Origin of the sequence: Pleomorphomonas sp. PLEO (assembly GCF_041320595.1) — a bacterium.
Taxonomy (GTDB): domain Bacteria; phylum Pseudomonadota; class Alphaproteobacteria; order Rhizobiales; family Pleomorphomonadaceae; genus Pleomorphomonas.
This window is the reverse complement of the sequence record NZ_CP166625.1, coordinates 1,449,938-1,465,637: the sequence shown is the minus strand read 5'-3', so window position 1 is coordinate 1,465,637 and position 15,700 is coordinate 1,449,938. Positions and strand designations below refer to the sequence as shown.

The window sequence follows — 15,700 nt, the reverse complement described above, 5'->3', positions numbered from 1 at the left end:
TATGCCCAGGCCCAAACTTCACAGCGACGAGTACATTATCGAGACCGCGCAAGGCGTCCTGATGCGCCTGGGCCCATCCGACTTCACGCTGAGCCAGGTTGCCAACGCGGTCGGAATCTCCCGGGCCGCTCTCATCCAGCGGTTCACCGACAAGACGACGCTGCACCACAAGGTCATGGAGCAGATGACCCAGGAGGTTCGCAGCTATTTTGCGATGGTGCCTGCAACTCCTGGGCTGGAGCCACTCTGGGCCATGCTCAAGGATCTGATCGGCGGCATGGGAACCGGCGAAGACACGGCCGGCTATCTGCTCCTCTATTGGGGCGATACCCAGGACCCAAGGCTGCGCGCCCTTGCTCTCGAACGAAACGAACTGGTTCGCCTGGCGATCGCAGAACGGCTTCCCCCTACCCCGCACGACCCGGAAATGGCCTCAGGGCTCGTCCAGGCCGTCATTCAGGGATCCTGCATGCAGTGGCTGATCGCCCCCAAGGGGCCACTGGCGACCTTCATGACCACGCAGACCCGGCAGGTTCTCGCCATCCTCTACCCGGATCATGCCTTTGACTGAGGTTCCGCCGCTTGACTTGTAAATAACCGACGCGTCGGTTATAAACTACCCTTTGCTGGCCTGTATCCAGGAGCCGAGGCGTAGATGACAAGCATAGGCATCCTTTCGACACCGACATCGATCGGCCAATGCAGCGAGACGGATACTTCCAGGCTCTCATTGAGCCTCACCGCGTCCGATTTTGTCGACCTGAGTGGTGAAGACGTGCCGGAGATCGCCTACCGCGACCTGTTTTTCACTCAGGCGGAGCCGCCACGCGCGCTGTTGAACTGGGCACGATCACGCGGACTACAGTTGCGTGGTCTGAACAGGATCGGACACGACAAGGGGGGCCGATCGGAGAAAATGCTGTTCGCGCTGCGCGATGGCTATGCCGTCGAGAGCGTTCTGATCCGCCGTCGCGACGGGCACACTGCCTGCATTTCGTCACAGGTCGGTTGCGCCTTTGCCTGCCGCTTCTGTGCATCGGGACAGGCCGGGTTGAAGCGCAACCTCGATGCGGCTGAGATTGTAGAACAGGTCGTGCAGTTGGGGGCGAAGGTGAATCGCATCGTGTTCATGGGCATCGGCGAGCCGCTCAACAACTATGACCAAGTCATGAAGGCCATCCGGATCCTGCGGGATCGGCAAGGCATGAACTTCCCCACCACCGGCATCACGCTGTCGACGATAGGCATCCCGAAGGCGCTCAAACGCCTACGCGAGGAGCATCTGGCCATCAACTTGACGATCTCGCTGCATGCGACAACACAGGACACGCGAGGCCGGCTGCTGCCTGGGACGCGCAGCCACGCCATCGACGAAGTGGTCGAGCGGGCGCTCGCCTGGGCCCACAGGCACAATCGCCCCGTGACCTTCGTCTATCTGGTGCTGCCAGGGATCAACGACAGCGCCGCCGATGCCGATCGCCTTGCCGCGATGCTCGAGAACACGCCGGCGCGTGTGAACCTGATGCGGTGGAACCCCGTCGATGGCATTGACCTGGAGAGAACGCCCGATCGCAGCCTGGTGCGGTTCAAAAGGCGACTGGAGCTGGCGCGCGTTCCCGTCGTCGTCCGCGATACGCAGGGGCGCGATATCTCCGCCGCCTGCGGCCAGCTTTGGCTGCGTGATCTGCGCGGCCTCCCGCTCAAGGACAACAAACGGCCCACACGGGCAGCCTGACAAGGTCACTCCGCTCGGTGCCCGCCCCACCCCCCCGAGATATCAGCGTCGGTCCGGACGAACGCCCAGCCATCGTACGGTTGCGCAAGACTTGAGGAAGCATCTCGATAAGGTTGAGCAACCCCTGGCAAATGGGACGATCCAGCTGGCATAAAAGACTAGGTCAATATTTACGAAGGCGACTAATCATCGCGCCCGATGACGCTGATATATCTCGATTAACTGCAAATTAGATATCTTCGTCGATAATTGGGTCCGCCAGTGGCTTGCGACCAAAAATGAGGCGATGAATCCAATGAAAAACCTTTCGATTGCTCGGAAGATCCTTGCCGTCGTCCTTTTGGTCGGCCTCGTTGCAGTAGCTATCGCCGTCCTTGGCTGGATCGAGCTCAAATCGACGACCGAGACCTACACCAACGTCGGCCGCTCGGAAGAGGCCGCTCGCGAGGCAATGGATCTACGCATCGACATCATCGCTATCAGCCGCATGACCTATCAGTTGGCGCAGGCCCCTGAAAAAGCGGCCGATTTCAAGGCAGAGGCCGCCAAGCGCTCATCCGAGATGCTGGCCCGCCTGCCCAAGCTCGAAGCCGTCGCAGACGACAGCGAGAAGACCCAGCTTTCGGACATCCGCACCTCGCTTCAGACCTATTTCACGGCGATCGATGCGATGGTCGATGTCGCGACAACCGGCGATCCGGCCGCCGTCGCAACCGCCCTCGGCAAGGCGCTGGACGGCCAGAAGGACGTGACCGCCAAGGTGAAGGTCTACAGCACCTACTCCTCCGACAAGATGGCCGCCGCCCGCGCCGATGCCGGCGCTCTGGCTGACCGCGCCGCCCTAGTACTGGTGATTTCCGCCGCCGCTGCCACCATTCTCGGCATGGGCGTCAGCCTGTTGCTCGCCAATCGCGGCATTGCCCGGCCGATCGTCGCCATCACCACTGCCATGCATTCCATGGCCGGCGGCAACCTTGCCGTCGCGCTGCCCGACGCTCTCAGGCGCGATGAAATCGGCGCCATGATCGAAGCCGTCACCAGTTTCCGCAACGACCTCGCCGAGCGCCAGCGCCTTCAAAAGGAGGCGGAACAACGCGATAGCCAGCTCGCCGGGGAACGTCGGCGCATGATGAACGAGATCGCCGCCAATTTTGAACGGCAAGTCGGCGAACTCGTCTCGTCCTTGTCGATCGCCGCCACCGACATGCAGGTGACAGCCGCCGCCATGTCCGGCAGTGCCGGCGAGACGCGCGACGCCGCCGGCGAACTGTCGCATGAAGCGGGTCAGACCACCGACAACGTCCAGACGGTGGCCGGCGCCACCGAGGAGCTGGCGACCAGCGCCCGCGAAATCGGCGAGCGCATCGCAACGGCCTCCCGCCTCGCCGCCGAAGCGGTGGGCCAGGTCGACCGAACCGATCATGACGTCCAGACGCTGGCCACCGGTTCCCAGACCATTGGCGACATCGTCCAGCTGATCCGTGGCATCGCCGAGCAGACCAACCTCCTCGCGCTCAATGCCACCATCGAAGCGGCCCGCGCCGGCGAGTCCGGCAAGGGCTTCGCCGTCGTGGCGCAGGAAGTGAAGACGCTGGCCAACCAGACCGCCAAGGCGACCGAGGAAATTTCCGCCCAAATCGATCAGCTGCAGGCCTCCACCCACAATGCCGTCGGCAACATCAAGGGCATCGGCGAAGCCATCAAGCGCATGCACACCGCCTCCAACGAAGTGGCAGCCGCCGCCGAGGAACAGCAGGCGGCGACGCAGGAGATCGCCCGGTCGATTACCGAGGTGGCCAACGGTACCAATGGCGTCGTCCGGCGTGTCGAGACCGTCTATCGCAATGCCGCCGAAACCGGCAGCGGCGCCGACAAGATGCAAGCGACCTCCCAGATGCTGGCCGTCAACGCCACGCACCTGAAGGAGCAGTTCAAGGCCCTGCTCGACGGCATCCGGGCCGCCTGATCCCACGAGAGCAATTTCAGCAAAAGTGGGAACCGGTTTTGCCTCCGAAATTGCGGAAAACAAAGAGACAGAGATTTTCGGGTGAACCGGATTTCACCGGAAAAGCTCTGGGTCATCACTGAGGGCGATCGGCGTCGCCACGACCACGCGGGAAAGAGCCTGTGCTTGCCGCCCGCCGAGGCCTCGTCGCCACCGGCTGTACGCGAGCACGGCGCCAAGCCTGTTGCTGGCGCCCGGACGATTGGCCAAAAGGCCTCACATTCCAAGCAAGAACCCCCATCGCAGAACGTTCTCGGCGCGGTTTGATCTTGCGCAAGCCGGCGCGCCGCAATAGAGCAAGAAGGTCGTATTTAAACCGATACGATTGATCTGTCCCAGCGTTTGGAGACGCCCTTCCATGTCTTTTCTTGCCCAGTCGCTCGCCCGTGTGAAGCCCTCTGCCACCATCGCCGTGACCAATAAGGCGCGTGAGCTCAAGGCAGCCGGTCGCGACGTCATTGGCCTCGGTGCCGGCGAGCCGGACTTCGACACCCCGGACAACATCAAGGAAGCCGCCATCAAGGCGATCCGTGACGGCAAGACGAAATACACGGCGGTCGACGGCATCCCCGAGCTGAAGACGGCGATCGTCGACAAGTTCAAGCGCGAGAATGGCCTTGTCTACAAGCCGGCCGAGATCACCGTCGGCACCGGCGGCAAGCAGGTGCTCTACAACGCGCTGATGGCGACGCTGAACCCCGGCGACGAGGTGCTGATCCCGGCTCCCTACTGGGTGAGCTATCCGGACATGGTGCTGCTGGCCGGTGGCACCCCCACCTTCGTCGAGGCGACGATCGAAACCAACTTCAAGCTTACCGCCGCGGCGCTTGAGAAGGCGATCACCCCCAAGACGAAGTGGTTCATCTTCAACTCGCCGTCCAACCCGTCGGGCTCGGCCTACACCCGCGACGAGCTGAAGGCGCTGACCGACGTGCTGGTCCGCCACCCGCAGGTCTGGATCATGACCGACGACATGTATGAGCACCTCGTCTACGACGACTTCGTGTTCACAACGCCCGCTCAGATCGAGCCGTCGCTGCTGTCGCGCACGCTGACCGTCAACGGCGTGTCCAAGGCCTATTGCATGACCGGCTGGCGCATCGGCTACGCCGGCGGACCGGCCGAGCTGATCAAGGCCATCGCCACCATCCAGTCGCAGTCGACCTCCAACCCCTCGTCGATCTCGCAATACGCGGCGCTCGAAGCCCTCACCGGCCCGCAGCACTTCATTGCCGAGAACAACAAGGTGTTCAAGGAGCGCCGCGACCTCGTGGTGTCCATGCTGAACCAGGCGCGCGGCATCCACTGCCCGACGCCGGAAGGCGCCTTCTACGTCTACCCGTCCTGCGCCGGCCTGATCGGCAAGAAGACGGCCGCCGGCAAGGTGATCACCTCCGACGACGACTTCGTCACCGAACTCCTGGAGTCGGAAGGCGTCGCGGTGGTGCAGGGCTCGGCCTTCGGCCTCGGCCCCAACTTCCGCATCTCCTACGCCACGGCGACCAAAGACCTCGAGGAAGCCTGCATCCGCATCCAGCGCTTCGCCGCCTCGGTGTCGTAAGTATCCGGGCAGGAAGCACGATAGCCGCTGAAGCTTGAAGCGGCCCTGACATCTACAGAACGGCTCGGCGCCTGCCGGGCCGTTTTCATATCTGCGGGGCGGGAGATATTCCGCCAAGCCATGGTGAGGGTGCGCAACAGGTACGAAAACGCGTTTCAGTCCGACCTGGAATGCGTTTGAGGTCGAATGCGCGGTGGGAACGGTCATGCTTTGGGCATGAACACGATCACCGAACACGACCGCAAACTCGCCGAAACGCTCAGGTCGCTTTCCCCCAATGCCTCGGCCACCACACCTCCGCCGACCACCGGCCGACGGATTGCCCTCGCCTTCGGCGCGCTCCTGGTTGGCGCCACCGCGCTTGCCGTCCTGCTCTGGTCACCAGCGTCGGAGAAGATCAAAGCGCTGTTCCCGGATGCGGCTCGCCTCGAAGTCCCATCCGAGACTGGAGCGACCAGCGGCGCGTCGTCCGGACAGGCGACCACGCGAACCGCCGAGGCCCCAGCCACCCGAGCACAGCCTGTCCCCATCCGCGAGGTAACCGGCTCGGGCTATTTGATCGCACCGCGCTCCACGGCGGTCTTTTCCAAATACCAGGGACAGATCACCAGCATCGCCGTCGATCTCGGCGATCCCGTCGTGGCCGGTCAGGTGCTGGTGACCCTCGACGATGCCAGCGCCCGCTTTTCCCTCGAACAGGCGAAAATCGAGGAGGCATCGGCCGAACTCGTTCTGGCGGCAAAACGCATCACCGGCGATCAGGCGCAATCTTCCCTGAAGCGCAAGGAGACGCTGGCCGGCGTCCTCTCCAAGCAGGACGTCGAAGACGCGCGGACCACGTGGGCGAGTGCGCAAAACGATGTCGCTCAGGCGCGGCAGGACCTGGACAAGGCATCCCTGGCCGTTCGCGAGGCCGAGGAACAGGTCGGCGCCCTGACCATCCGGGCGCCGATCGCCGGCGTCGTCACACGGCTCGGCGCGCATGTTGGCGATACCGTTCTCGAACGCGCCGACAGCGTCCGTGAGAGCCAGAGCCTGCTGACCATCGTCGACACGAGCAGCATGGAGATCGAGGCCGACGTCGCCGAAACCAATATGTCCGCCCTTCGGCCCGGCCTTAGCGGCGAAGCGGTGCTCGACGGCTTTCCCGATCGGCCGTTCCCAGTCGAAATTCTGCGGCTGGCACCTGCCGTCTCCCCCGACAAGGGCACGATCGGCCTGCGCCTTCTTCCCAAGGCGCCACCGGAGGGCATCCGCCCCGGCATGGCCGCGCGCATCCGCCTCACCACCGCCGACACCCCACAAGGAGCCATCGATCAATGACCGAGAAACGCGACAATAGGCCCTATATCGACTTGAAAGGCATCCGGAAGGGCTACCGCATCGGCAGGGAGACGATTTCGATCTTCTCCGGCCTCGACCTCACCATTGCCGGCGGCGAATTCGTCGCCATCATGGGGCCCTCCGGATCGGGCAAGTCCACACTGCTCAACATGCTCGCCGGCATCGACAGCCCGGACGGCGGCAGCCTCAGCATCGGCGGCATCCGCCTCGACCAGATGGGCGAGTCCGGCCGGTCGTCATGGCGCGCCCATAACCTCGGGATCGTCTTCCAGTTCTACAATCTGCTGCCGATGTTGACGGCGGCGGAGAACGTGGAACTGCCGCTGCTGCTCAAGCCCCTTTCGGCGAGAGAACGACGCCTGCGGATCGACAAGGTGCTCGATCTCGTCGGCCTCGCCGAGCGCGGGAAACAATATCCGTCCCTGATGTCCGGCGGCCAGCAACAGCGGGTCGGCATCGCCCGCGCCATCGTCACCGACCCAGGTCTGCTGCTCTGCGACGAGCCCACCGGCGATCTCGATCGCAAGTCCGCCGACGAGGTTCTGGCCATGCTCGGCTTCCTCAACCGGGACCTGGGCAAGACGATCGTCATGGTGACGCACGATCCGCAAGCCGCCCAGCACGCCGGGCGAACCCTGCGCCTCGACAAGGGGCAATTCGCCGAAGAGAGGAGCGCCGCCTGATGACTTTCCTTGGACTTGCCAGGAAAAATGCCGGACGCAAGCCGTTCCGCACCCTGCTGCTGATGGTCTGCGTCGCCGTGGCCTTCCTGATCTATGGACTAACGTCCAGCTTTCTGGCCGGCTCGCAAGGATCGGGTGGCGCCAGCGACGTCCTCCTCGGCGTGATGAGCGCCGCGGGGCGGACACAACCATTACCGCTGGCGTCCATGGCCCGCATCGCCGGCGATCCCGGCGTCGCGGCGGTCACCTCGACCACGCGCCTGCGCGGCTTCGTCGACGTGGAAAAGAACGTGGTCGCCGTCAGCGCGACCGACCCTCGGGCGCTCTTGACGATCAACGGTAAGGAACTCGGCCTGACGCCGGATCTGGTGGACGCGATCGGCGCGGCACGCGACCGGGTGCTGGTCGGCCGGGCATTGGCCGAAACTCAGGGCTGGAGCGTCGGCCAGCGCATCACCGTCACCACGCCTCAGACCGCCAGGGAGGACGGCGGCCACAATTGGCGCTTCGAGATCGCCGGCATTTTCGAGGGCGAGAACGCCAGCACCGATACCTATTTCATCATCGCCCGTTATGATTACGTCAACGCGGCGCGGGCCCGCGACAAGGACACGGCCGACGCCTTCGTCGTCCGCCCCCGCCATGGCGTGCCGCCGGGGGAACTCGCAGCCCGCATCGACGCGGGGTTCGCCAACTCCGCCGCTCCGACGCGGACGCAATCGGAAAAGCAGTTTCTCGACGCCTTTCTCCGCCAATATGCCGACGTCGGCCTGATCGTCGATCTGGTTGTCGGCGCCAGTTTCGTGACGCTGCTGCTGATCGTCGTCAACACCATGGTGTTCGCCATGCGTGAACGCACCTTCGAGATCGGCCTTCTGAAAACGTTGGGCTTTTCGCGCGGGGCCCTGCTTGTGCTCGTGCTCAGCGAAACGCTTTTCGTCTTCCTCGTCGGTGGTGGCGTCGGCCTTGCCTGCGCAAGGCTTGCCACCGAACTGGCCGGCCCGGCGCTCGGCCTCGTCTTCTCCGCCTTGGTCCTCGCCAAGGCCTTGGCTCTTATCCTCGGCCTTGGCCTCGTCACCGGCGCGCTGCCGGCGATCAACGCCATGCGCACCCCCGTCACCGCTGCCTTCAGAACGAGGTGAACTCATGTCTTCCGCCACCCGGCAAACCCTCGTGATGGTTCGTGCCAACCTCCTCAGCCTGCCGCGCCGGCTTGCCATCTCCCTGTCGATGGGGCTTGCGGTCGCTCTCGTCGTCATGGTTCTCACCGGCTTCCTGTCCATGGCCAAGGGCTTCGAGCAGGCGCTGAAAGGCGCCGGCTCCCCCGCCGTCGCCGTTGTTCTCGGCGGCGGCACCAATCAGGAAACCGGTTCGGACATTCCACCGGACGCGATCCGCGCCATCGAGGCGAAGCGGGACGATCTCGGCGTGGTTCGCGATGCGGCCCGCAACCTCGTCTCGTCGCGGGAAATCGTCGTCTCCGTCGACGTCCGGCCGCCCGGAGAAGAAGCCGGGCGGACCTTGGCACTGCGCGGCATGGACCTGTCCGGACCATCGCTACGCGACGGCATCACGCTCTCGGCCGGGCATATGTTCGGCCAAGGCAGCCGCGAAATCGTGGTCGGCGACCGGCTGGCCAAGGAATTCCCCGGCTTTGGCGTCGGCGACAAGGTGCGGCTCGGCGCGATGGTGTGGACGGTGAGCGGGCATTTCACCGCCGGCGGCAGCGCCTTCGAATCGGAAATCTGGGCCGACCTCGACGCCGTCCGCGCCAGCTTCGACCGGCAGGGTGAGGTGCAGACGCTGCGACTTCGGCTCGAAAGTCCCACGTCCATCACAGCCTTGAAAAGCGCGCTCTCGGCCATGACCGGGACACCGCTGATCGCCATTTCCGAAGCCGACCTCTATGCCGCCCAGTCGGGGCGCACCGCCGACCTCATTCGCCTGTTCGGCTGGCCGCTGGCGCTGTTGATGGCGATCGGTGCCAGTGCCGGAGCACTCAATACCATGATGAGCTCGGTCGCCGACCGGACGGTCGAAATCGCCACCCTGCGCGCGCTGGGCTTCGGCCGTCTGGCCGCTTTCGTGTCGACCTGGATCGAAGCGATGCTGCTTTCGCTGTTCGGGGCCGCCATCGGCATCGCAGCCTCCTGGGCCGCCTTCAATGGCTGGCAGGCGAGCACGATCGGGGCGAACAATGCCCGCATGGCATTCCAGCTCTCCGTCGCCGGCGACGTGATGCTGACGGGCGGTCTTCTTGGGCTGGCCATCGGAATGGTCGGTGGAGCTCTGCCGGCCCTGGCCGCGGCACGGCTTCCACTGACGGCGGCGCTCCGCGCGCGTGGCTGATGCAACGCAAGCCGATTCGGATGGGACAGTCTCTTATGGGAGGCGCCTCACGAAGCGCTGCTCCAGAAGCTCCTTGCCCCATTGGGCGCCGGCTTGCTCTTGCGTGAGCTCGAAGCCCCGCGATTCATAAAGATGGCGGGCGGCATTAAGGCCCGAAAAGGTCGACAGATGCGTCTCGGCAAAGCCCCACCCGTCGGCAAAGGCCAGCGCCGCGTCCAGCAGCCTTTTCCCGGCACCACCGCCCCGCGCGCCGTCGGCGACGATGAACCAGCGCAGATGGGCGATATTGCCTGGAAGATCCTCACCGTCGATGGCCAGCGAGCCGACGATTTCACCGTCTTGCCGCAACGTCCAGATGGCGTTGTTCGGTCTGTCCAGACGGATGCAGAACTCGGCTAGCCCGCCGGCTACCAGCGCCTCGAAACGCTGGCCAAGCCCGTGCTCGCGCCCATAGTAGCGCACGTGCATCTCGGTGACGCGGGCAATCAGACCTGGATGATAGCCGGGGACGATCTCCGGGGACCGACCAGCGCCCTCCCCGTTCGCCAGAGCCCCCTGCGCCTTGCTGTAAAAGCGCAGCCCCGCCAAAACGGTGCGATCCTCACCTTCTCCAAGGCGACCCAGCGCATTTTCCACCTGCTGGCGCGCGAAGGCATGGATGGCTGCCACGCGCGCTTTGCCGGCAGCGGTGAGCGACAGCAGCTTGACGCGGCCATCGGTCTCGGCGGCCATCTCCTTGACATCGCCGCAACTCACCAGTTTGCGCAGCATCCGGCTGACGCTCGACTTTTCGAGGTGGAGGCGGACGCCCAGCTCACGTGCCGTGACGCCGCCCTTTTCGATCTCGATCAGCGCATGCACCGCCGACGGCGACAGATCGGTGCCGGCGAACTCTCCGCCCATGAAACCCCAGGCGCGAACCATCGCCCGTGACAGGGCGCGAATCTCCTCGATAACAGCGGGATCGGCATTCACGTCGGCAGCTCCCCTCGGATATAGTTGCATGATACAACTAATAGCATGAAAAGCAACTGCATCGACGCCCAACCCGACGCGTTCGGTGCCGGAGCGACGCTGAAAAAGCGACCTTTCACCTTTACGCGGCGTTAACCATGTTTCGCACCCGTCGCCACTCAACCATCTGAAAGAAATGGATATTCGGTAATCCTTCGTCTTATCCACCAGCCCTCCACCGGTCAAGTGTTAACCCCGCCACGAAATCGCCACGACATTTCCCGTCACCGACCTCAATCCCGGCATCGACGCGACCCATTCCCAAGGCATTTCTATCGCCATCGAAAGTCACCGACCGAAGGCCCGGCCGGCAACCGAAGCGGCAAGGACGAGAACGATGAGCGACAAGATCGACGATACCCCCTTCAACACCACGACCGGACACGGCCACGAACTCTCCGTCGGCGCCGGGGCCTCGATCGTCGTCGCCGTCGCCACCTCGCTGATCCTGGCGGTGACGCTGCTGTTCGCCAGCCTGTCGCCGGTGAGAGCGGCCGAAGTTTCGCCGGCCATTGCCACGCTCGACACCACGACCGGCGCCATCCACCCCGTCGGCAATCCGGTTCCCTACGTGACGGCGTTGCCGCGCGACATCAGCTACTCCGTCGCGCCGACCGGCGGCCCGTCGGGCAGCCTTGCAATGATCGTCGTGATGGCGGTGCTGGCCGGCTGGTTAACGGTATCGGCCGACCTCTGGCGCGCCCTGTTCAATCGCGTTAAAAGCTGGGATCGTCCGCGCTCATGACCTCGGTATCCAATGTCCCCTCTGCGTTTCCTCGGTTTGGTGCTCGCGGCCCTCTTTGGGGCGATCCTGCTCCTGGTGCTGGCCTTCAACACCTACGGCCGAGAAGCCAGCTGGGACGCGGTGTTCGGCTCGCCTGATCTCGGACCCTATGATTTTTCGGTGCCCTCGCGCACCGGCAAGCTCAATGACAGCCTCGCCTGCCCGGCGGATGATTGCCTGAAGGGCATCCCCGACATCGAGACGCGCCGGTACGACCTGCCGCCGGCCGCCCTGTTCGCCGTCACCGAGAAAGTCGTGAGGCGCCTGCCGGGCAAGGTGCGCGTGGTCGGCGCCAATCCGGTCAATACCCGCCTCCGAGCGATCGTCTTCTCACCCGCCCTGCGCATGCCTTCGACATTGTCGCTGATGATCACGCCCGCGCGCGGCGGCGGTTCCTTCCTCTACATCTACTCGCGCAGCCAGATCGGCTACTACGACCTCGGTCGCAACACCGCCAACGTCGTGGCGCTGATCGCCGCCATCGACGCCCAACTGGCGGCAACGACGCCCCTCGCGCACGCCCAGCCCGACCAAATCGGACCAGCCAAACCGGCACCCGCCAAACCTGCGCCCGCCAAACCTGCCCCCTCAAAATGAAAGAACCGCTCGCCGGCCAGCGGCCAGGGAGCGGTTCCTTGATCAAGCGTGGACAGTCAGCGGCGGACTATTCGTCTGCCGGTACCATGTCCATGATCTTCTTGTCGGGCTCACCGGCGCAATCGCCAGCGATCTGCTTCACGTTGGCGACCAACTGATCCATGTCGATCTCCGTGTTGCCGCTCTGGTGGCTGAGATAACCGTCGATCCAGATGACGGTCGGCAGAATGCCTTCCTCATCGGCGAGAAACTGCTTGCAGGTGAGCTCGGCCATGTCGACCTTTTCACCGGCCATGGCCAGCGTCGGCAAAACGGCGAACAGCGCGCCGATGCCGGCGGCGACGAGTGTTGATTTCATGAAATGCCCTTCCCCCAGCCGGCCGCGAGCTATTGCGCCCGCCATCGCCAGCTGATCCTTCATATCATGCAATACTTGCGGCTTGGTGAAAGCGCGTGACCTTGAGCCGAGAGCCCCATTCCCGAGGGCAATGGCTGCGGGCCAAAACGTTCGACCGGCGGTGAAAGCAGCTCCACCCGAGTGATCGCAGCCGCGATTGTCGTCCCAACGCCTTGCCTTTATGCTCATTGGCGCCGTGGCGGCCATCCATACAATCGGCGCCAGACGGCGGTGCCGCAAAGGGAGGTAAACATGCTGCTTCGCATCGTATCCGTTGCCCTTCTCTGCCTGTCCGCCTCGGCGGCGGTGGCGCAAACGGCCGCCCCGGCCGCTCCCCCTCGCGCATGGAAATGCGCCGCGCCTGCTCTGCCGACTACCGGCGCTTTTGCAGCGACTTCCAGCCGGGAACCGAACAGCTGCGCCAATGCTTTGCCGATCACAAAGGCGAGCTGTCGGCGGCTTGCCTCGATGTCCTGAAACGGCAGGCGGCCGCCAAGAGCTGACCTCTCGGGAAATCCCGTTTGCCGCCGATCAGCAAGCGGCGAGCCGGTCGATTGTCGGTCTCAACAGCTCGGGCGCAAACATCCCAGCGTCCGGCGTGTTGTAAAATTTGCCCGCCTCGCTGTCCCTGGGATCGGAAGCGCTGATGGGCGGTTTTCCCCATGCGCGGGGCTCGATCATCTCGTCCCCGGAACCGGCCGGGGCCAGAAGGCAATATCGCAAACAAGATGCTCAATGCCCCTGCGGGGCATAATAGAATTATTTTCTTTGTTATCGAATCTAACGCGTATCAGGTTCCACGAACATCTCGAAAACGAGGCGTGGCGCACTTGCAAGCATTCACCCTAGCATATATACCTATGTCTATCGACGCAGCGACATGATTATGGCGCAGTGAAAGTCGGCGGGTGTCTATCCCGTTGAACGGTTGGGGGATTGGTCGCTTCGCTTTATATTGGCGTTCGGCGGTGATGATTTTCAAATAGGTTCGTTCATGTGTCTTGGAAAACGTTTATTGGGCGCAAAATTCTCCTCGTAACATAGAATTCGGCGCCAGCTAAATTGTGCAATAGCGTTGACGCGAAGGCGTCGTTGCACCTTTTAGGCAACATATATTGTATAGCCAGTAAGCACTCAGGGTTATCCTGGGGGCTATTTTTTTGCAGTTGGCTACATCCAATTATGGACTCAAAGAACTATTCGTAAAATAAGTACTCAAAAAAATAGGCCCAAAAAATGTTACGGCATTCGATGTAAATAAATTTAATTTTAGAAAAAAATGACTATCAAGATCGCGACTAGATCAAATTCACGCAATATAAGCGTGCGACGCGTTTAATTATATCTAAAAAATAAATGTTTCGAGGATATGATGCATCCAAAAATACAAAGAAGACGCGGGGCCGTACTGTCCGAACAGCTTGGTCAGCTAGATCAAGATATCCAAGCCGTTTGCGCGTCGCTCGCCCATCGTGTTAGGCTTGCCGGGTCTTTATGTATCGGTGACGACGCAGCTGATAGCCTAGAGAAGCAGTTTCGAACCAGCGTTGATTGCGTTCTCAAGATTCCGGCCATTACCGAAGAAGGAAGAACTGCGCGCCGCGCCTTGCTTCAAAAATTGATAGAACTCGAAGCTTATCTGGAATCTTTATTTCAGACTACATGGGTCAAATCTGATATAGAATCCACACATGGATACGAATTGGACAAATGCAGCCAGAATTTGGATCTAATTAAAACCAGAGAATACTACTGAGCGAGACAAAGCCGGTCCGCTAAATTTCTATATTAATACAGGGTACGAAATGGCGCACTGCCCATATTGTTTGACCGCGATATCAGAACGCGGCTTCGTCTGCCATGCATGCGGCGCGGAGAAAGGCTACCTATACTTCAACCGGCAATCCCGAGGGCTCGCTTTCCTGCTCATGATCGGCTTTCTGGCTCCCCTGGCCGCCGTTCTGGCCATTCTGCTCTATTTTCAAGGCATGGGAATGGCGTTCTGGCTTGCCGTTATGATCGCCCTTGGGCTCGGCATCTTCACGGTCCGCAGGCTGTTCACCGGGCCGATCTGGTATCGCTAATCCTCCCTGAAAACGCGCAATGGAAAACCCCGCCACGCATCGGCGCGACGGGGTTGTTGTGTATTGGGTGAACCGCCTGATTACTCGGCGGCGGCGACCTTCTTCGGCTGCACTTCGTCGAGATAGGCGTGCATCAGCAGTTCGCTGATCGCCGCCGGCTTGAAGCGATACTCGCCGATCTCGGAGATCGGCGTCACCTCGGCGGCGGTACCAACCAGGAACGCCTCGGTGAAGGTCGCAAGCTCCTCCGGCAGGATGTGCCGGCGGTTGACCTTGATGCCGTGACGGGCAGCAATCGCTTCCACCGACTGGCGGGTGATGCTGTCGAGGAAGCAGTCCGGATCGGGCGTGTGCAGTTCGCCATCGCGAACGAAGACGATATTGGCGCCGGTCGATTCCGCCACATAGCCGCGATAGTCGAGCATCAGGGCGTCGGTATAGCCCTGCGCCTCGGCCGCGTGCTTGGAGATGGTGCAGATCATGTAAAGACCGGCCGCCTTCGACTTGCAGGGGATGGTCAAGGGGTCGGGGCGGCGATAGGGCGCCCAGGTCAGGCGGATACCTTTCAGCTTCTCGGCGGGGCTGAAATAGCTCGGCCACTCCCAGACGGCGATGGCCATGTGGATGGTGTTGTTGGGAGCGGCGACACCCATATTCTCCGAGCCGCGCCAGGCGATCGGCCGGACGTAGGCATCGACGAGGCCCGAGCGGGCGAGCGTCGCGTTGGTCGCCGCCTCGATCTCTTCAAGGCTGTAGGGCAGCTTGAAACCGAGGATCTCGGCCGAGCTGATCAGGCGCTGGCTGTGCTCCCGAAGCTTGTACACTTCGCCGCTATAAGCGCGCTCGCCTTCGAAGACGGCGCTGCCATAGTGGAGCGCGTGGGTCAGAACATGCACCTTGGCGTCCTTCCAGTCGACGAACTTGCCGTCGTACCAGATCACACCGTCGCGGCTGTCAAAGGGGACACTGGCCATCTTGAACTCCCAGACCTTTTCTTTTCTTCTGCTGCCCGGCACTTCCGGACAACGGTATGGCACGCACGCTGACACGTTTTGCCTCGGCGTTGACAAGCGGTTATGCTTGCGGATCAAAGGATGCCGAGGGCGCCGAATATCTGTGACGACCGCGTCGTGCGAACGATCGTTTC

The 15,700-nt window shown here is 62.6% G+C and carries 15 protein-coding genes; 12 read left to right on the top strand and 3 right to left on the bottom strand.

What is annotated here, in order from left to right:
* Window position 1: 1 nt before the first annotated feature.
* From AB6N07_RS06520 to AB6N07_RS06485, 8 genes are all read left to right on the top strand, one after another.
* Entirely contained in the window at window positions 2-571 is a 570-nt protein-coding gene (locus tag AB6N07_RS06520; protein WP_370676995.1) for a TetR/AcrR family transcriptional regulator, read from the top strand.
* A 159-nt stretch (window positions 572-730) separates the two neighbouring features.
* Window positions 731-1,735 (top strand): 23S rRNA (adenine(2503)-C(2))-methyltransferase RlmN, encoded by a 1,005-nt coding sequence (gene rlmN, locus AB6N07_RS06515; protein WP_370676994.1) that lies wholly within the window; start codon window positions 731-733, stop codon window positions 1,733-1,735.
* Window positions 1,736-2,030: 295 nt separating this feature from the next.
* Complete coding sequence (locus tag AB6N07_RS06510) at window positions 2,031-3,701, top strand: methyl-accepting chemotaxis protein (RefSeq protein WP_370676993.1); 1,671 nt, start codon at window positions 2,031-2,033, stop codon at window positions 3,699-3,701.
* Window positions 3,702-4,098: 397 nt separating this feature from the next.
* Window positions 4,099-5,301, top strand: coding sequence for a pyridoxal phosphate-dependent aminotransferase (locus AB6N07_RS06505; protein ID WP_370676992.1), 1,203 nt, complete (start codon window positions 4,099-4,101; stop codon window positions 5,299-5,301).
* A 216-nt stretch (window positions 5,302-5,517) separates the two neighbouring features.
* Entirely contained in the window at window positions 5,518-6,624 is a 1,107-nt protein-coding gene (locus AB6N07_RS06500) for an efflux RND transporter periplasmic adaptor subunit (RefSeq protein ID WP_370676991.1), read from the top strand.
* Window positions 6,621-7,328, top strand: a complete 708-nt coding sequence (locus AB6N07_RS06495) for an ABC transporter ATP-binding protein (protein ID WP_370676990.1) — start codon at window positions 6,621-6,623, stop codon at window positions 7,326-7,328. Before AB6N07_RS06500 ends, AB6N07_RS06495 begins: the two co-directional genes overlap by 4 nt.
* Complete coding sequence (locus AB6N07_RS06490) at window positions 7,328-8,470, top strand: ABC transporter permease (RefSeq protein ID WP_370676989.1); 1,143 nt, start codon at window positions 7,328-7,330, stop codon at window positions 8,468-8,470. Before AB6N07_RS06495 ends, AB6N07_RS06490 begins: the two co-directional genes overlap by 1 nt.
* Window positions 8,471-8,474: 4 nt before the next feature.
* Window positions 8,475-9,677 carry an ABC transporter permease gene (locus tag AB6N07_RS06485; RefSeq protein WP_370676988.1) on the top strand — a complete coding sequence of 401 codons (1,203 nt, stop codon included), beginning with the start codon at window positions 8,475-8,477 and terminating at the stop codon, window positions 9,675-9,677.
* Window positions 9,678-9,710: 33 nt separating this feature from the next.
* Here AB6N07_RS06485 and AB6N07_RS06480 read toward each other — a convergent pair whose 3' ends face one another.
* Entirely contained in the window at window positions 9,711-10,652 is a 942-nt protein-coding gene (locus AB6N07_RS06480) for a GNAT family N-acetyltransferase (protein WP_370676987.1), read from the bottom strand.
* Window positions 10,653-11,028: 376 nt separating this feature from the next.
* Between AB6N07_RS06480 and AB6N07_RS06475 the strand changes: the two genes are divergently transcribed.
* Complete coding sequence (locus tag AB6N07_RS06475) at window positions 11,029-11,436, top strand: hypothetical protein (protein WP_370676986.1); 408 nt, start codon at window positions 11,029-11,031, stop codon at window positions 11,434-11,436.
* A 12-nt stretch (window positions 11,437-11,448) separates the two neighbouring features.
* Window positions 11,449-12,072 carry a DUF1499 domain-containing protein gene (locus AB6N07_RS06470; protein ID WP_370676985.1) on the top strand — a complete coding sequence of 208 codons (624 nt, stop codon included), beginning with the start codon at window positions 11,449-11,451 and terminating at the stop codon, window positions 12,070-12,072.
* A gap of 67 nt (window positions 12,073-12,139) precedes the next feature.
* Here the strand turns inward: AB6N07_RS06470 and AB6N07_RS06465 are convergent, their stop codons facing one another.
* Window positions 12,140-12,430, bottom strand: coding sequence for an HdeA/HdeB family chaperone (locus AB6N07_RS06465; protein ID WP_370676984.1), 291 nt, complete (start codon window positions 12,428-12,430; stop codon window positions 12,140-12,142).
* A gap of 1,408 nt (window positions 12,431-13,838) precedes the next feature.
* Between AB6N07_RS06465 and AB6N07_RS06460 the strand changes: the two genes are divergently transcribed.
* Window positions 13,839-14,225: a hypothetical protein gene (locus tag AB6N07_RS06460; protein ID WP_370676983.1), complete on the top strand. Its 387-nt coding sequence runs from the start codon at window positions 13,839-13,841 to the stop codon at window positions 14,223-14,225.
* 49 nt (window positions 14,226-14,274) lie between these two features.
* On the top strand, window positions 14,275-14,553 hold the full coding sequence (locus AB6N07_RS06455; protein ID WP_370676982.1) for a hypothetical protein: 279 nt from the start codon (window positions 14,275-14,277) through the stop codon (window positions 14,551-14,553).
* An 80-nt stretch (window positions 14,554-14,633) separates the two neighbouring features.
* On the opposite strand, the gene AB6N07_RS06450 is transcribed toward AB6N07_RS06455, so the two are convergent.
* Entirely contained in the window at window positions 14,634-15,527 is an 894-nt protein-coding gene (locus tag AB6N07_RS06450) for a branched-chain amino acid aminotransferase (RefSeq protein WP_370676981.1), read from the bottom strand.
* Between the last annotated feature and the right edge of the window lie 173 nt (window positions 15,528-15,700).

Bases quoted from the DNA above. Each gene is read 5' to 3' on its own strand.
- AB6N07_RS06520 (WP_370676995.1), top strand. From the start codon at position 2: ATGCCCAGGCCCAAACTTCACAGCGACGAGTACATTATCGAGACCGCG.
- AB6N07_RS06510 (WP_370676993.1), top strand. From the start codon at position 2,031: ATGAAAAACCTTTCGATTGCTCGGAAGATCCTTGCCGTCGTCCTTTTG.
- AB6N07_RS06505 (WP_370676992.1), top strand. From the start codon at position 4,099: ATGTCTTTTCTTGCCCAGTCGCTCGCCCGTGTGAAGCCCTCTGCCACC.
- AB6N07_RS06500 (WP_370676991.1), top strand. From the start codon at position 5,518: ATGAACACGATCACCGAACACGACCGCAAACTCGCCGAAACGCTCAGG.
- AB6N07_RS06495 (WP_370676990.1), top strand. From the start codon at position 6,621: ATGACCGAGAAACGCGACAATAGGCCCTATATCGACTTGAAAGGCATC.
- AB6N07_RS06490 (WP_370676989.1), top strand. From the start codon at position 7,328: ATGACTTTCCTTGGACTTGCCAGGAAAAATGCCGGACGCAAGCCGTTC.
- AB6N07_RS06485 (WP_370676988.1), top strand. From the start codon at position 8,475: ATGTCTTCCGCCACCCGGCAAACCCTCGTGATGGTTCGTGCCAACCTC.
- AB6N07_RS06475 (WP_370676986.1), top strand. From the start codon at position 11,029: ATGAGCGACAAGATCGACGATACCCCCTTCAACACCACGACCGGACAC.
- AB6N07_RS06470 (WP_370676985.1), top strand. From the start codon at position 11,449: ATGTCCCCTCTGCGTTTCCTCGGTTTGGTGCTCGCGGCCCTCTTTGGG.
- AB6N07_RS06465 (WP_370676984.1), bottom strand. From the start codon at position 12,430: ATGAAATCAACACTCGTCGCCGCCGGCATCGGCGCGCTGTTCGCCGTT.
- AB6N07_RS06460 (WP_370676983.1), top strand. From the start codon at position 13,839: ATGATGCATCCAAAAATACAAAGAAGACGCGGGGCCGTACTGTCCGAA.
- AB6N07_RS06455 (WP_370676982.1), top strand. From the start codon at position 14,275: ATGGCGCACTGCCCATATTGTTTGACCGCGATATCAGAACGCGGCTTC.
- AB6N07_RS06450 (WP_370676981.1), bottom strand. From the start codon at position 15,527: ATGGCCAGTGTCCCCTTTGACAGCCGCGACGGTGTGATCTGGTACGAC.